At 69.2% G+C, this 2,133-nt stretch carries 3 protein-coding genes; all 3 read left to right on the top strand.

The features are described from left to right. A partial coding sequence (gene dacB / locus WAW85_RS12755; RefSeq protein ID WP_422559980.1) for a D-alanyl-D-alanine carboxypeptidase/D-alanyl-D-alanine endopeptidase occupies positions 1-606 on the top strand: 606 nt, incomplete at its 5' end. Positions 607-722: 116 nt separating this feature from the next. Then, a complete protein-coding gene (locus tag WAW85_RS12750; RefSeq protein WP_422559979.1) occupies positions 723-1,829 on the top strand; it encodes a zinc-dependent metalloprotease in 1,107 nt (368 codons plus the stop codon). 5 nt (positions 1,830-1,834) lie between these two features. Then, on the top strand, positions 1,835-2,133 hold a 299-nt coding region (locus WAW85_RS12745; RefSeq protein ID WP_422559978.1), incomplete at its 3' end, for an ATP-binding protein.

Raw genomic sequence — 2,133 nt, 5'->3', positions numbered from 1 at the left:
GGCCTGCACGGCCCGGTCGACGAGGTCACGCCGCGCGGCTCGGCCAAGGTGCTCGCCTCGGTGCAGTCGGCGCCGCTCGGTACGCGCGTCGGCGACATGATGCGACTGTCCGACAACGTCCTCGCCGAAACACTGGGGATCGAGCTCTCCGCCGCCACCGGCGGACCGCCGACGATCGCTGGCGGTGCTGCGGCAGTGGTGAAGGTGCTCGGTGACCAAGGCTTTGACACCACCGGCGTGACCCTGCGCGATGCGTCCGGGCTGTCGTCGGCGGACAAGGTCCCGGCCCGACTGCTCGACGATCTAGTGTCGGCGGCGGCGGGTGACTCTCATCCGAAGTTGCGGCCCATGCTCGACACCTTCCCAGTGGCCGGGGGCACCGGGACGCTCACCGAGCGTTTTGCCGCGCCCAATCCGGGCAAAGGCTGGGTGCGAGCCAAGACCGGCACGCTGACCGGGGTGAGTTCGCTGACCGGCATCGTGCAGACGGTGGACGGTCGGGTGCTGGCCTTCGCATTCATGTCCGGCGGCACGTCGCCGACCGATGCGCGCCCGGCGCTCGACGAACTCGCTGGCGCGCTGCGCGAGTGCGGTTGCCGGAACTGAGGCGAGAAGTTGTCCCTACCGCCACGTATAGGACCCGGCAACGGCCGTAGGGACTTGCCGTCCCGGTGCGGTTACGTCTGGGGCACCCCGCCGCTCACAAGGAAGCGAGACGTCTGATGACCGAAGCACAGACTGAGATTCACCAGGCTGAGATTCAACAGGCCGACGCGCCAGCCGGTGCCGTCGCGGCGAGCGACAACGAGCGCGGCGGGGCAAACATCGATTGGGAGTTCGCGTCGTCGTTCGGCCGGAAGATCGCCCGGCCCGGTCCACGCGTGACCCGGTACACGATGGAACAGACCCAAGCTGAGCTTGCCGCGGCCAGCAGACGTGCGGAGGCGCCGGTGCGCGAAGTGACCGGCCTGGCCGACGGGCTGCCGGTGCCAGCCGCCCGAATCCTGGACCGGTCCGGCTGGATCGACGCCGCGGCGTCGTCGATGCCCTCGATGCTTGGCATCGAGCGCGGTGGGCGCGGCGTGATGGGCAAGGTCGCCGGGGTGGAGGCCGGTGGGCTGTTAGCCTTCCTGTCCAGTGCGATCCTGGGCCAATACGATCCGTTCTCACCGGACCCGGAGACCGGTGAGCCCGGGGTGCTGATGCTGGTGGCGCCGAATATCATCGCGGTGGAACGGCAGCTGCGTGTAGTGCCTTCGGACTTCCGGCTGTGGGTGTGTTTGCACGAGGTGACCCATCGGGTGCAGTTCTCCGCCAACCCGTGGCTCCCCGGATACATGCAAGACAATGTGGCGTTGCTGACCGGCGACGCCGGTGAATCGACGGCCGACCTCGTCGGGCGGATCACCGAGTCGCTGCGCAGTGGCCGATCCCGTGAGAAGGGCGTGTTCGGGTTGATGCAGTTGGTGCAGACGCCCGAGCAGTACGCGGCCCTGGAGCGCGTGATGGTGCTCGGGACCCTGCTGGAGGGCCATGCCGATCATGTGATGGATGCGGTCGGGCCAGCGCATGTGCCCACCGTGGCCACTATTCGCGCAGCCTTCGACCGGCGGCGCACCCGCCCGCAGAATCCGATCCAGCGGGTGATCCGCGCGCTCATCGGGATGGACGCCAAGATGTCCCAGTACATCCGCGGTAAGGCCTTTGTCGACGCAGTGGTGGACGAAGTCGGGATGGCCGCGTTCAACACCGTGTGGACCTCCCCGGAAACGATGCCCACCATGGCCGAGATCGGTGAACCGCACGACTGGGTCGCTCGGGTGCTCTGAACCCGGTGAGATCGCATGCCCAGCAGGAGCTGATCGGGGCGATCCGCGGCTTCGCCGAGACCCACCTGTCGGGCGGCCCGGTGTGCGTGGGCTTGTCGGGCGGTGCTGATTCGCTGGCTCTGGCCACCGCCGCCGTCCGGGCCGGGTTGTCGGTAACCGCACTGGTGGTGGATCACCGGCTACAGGCCGGGTCGGCGCAGGTCGCCGCGCAGGCTGCCGAGGCGGCGCGGGAGGTCGGGGCGCAGGCTGAGGTGCTGACGGTGACGGTGACCGGGCCGGGCGGTCCGGAGGCCGCGGCCCGGAC

It is taken from the genome of Gordonia sp. (in: high G+C Gram-positive bacteria), assembly GCF_049299075.1.
Classification (GTDB): domain Bacteria; phylum Actinomycetota; class Actinomycetes; order Mycobacteriales; family Mycobacteriaceae; genus Gordonia.
This window is presented reverse-complemented; position numbering and strand designations above follow the sequence as displayed.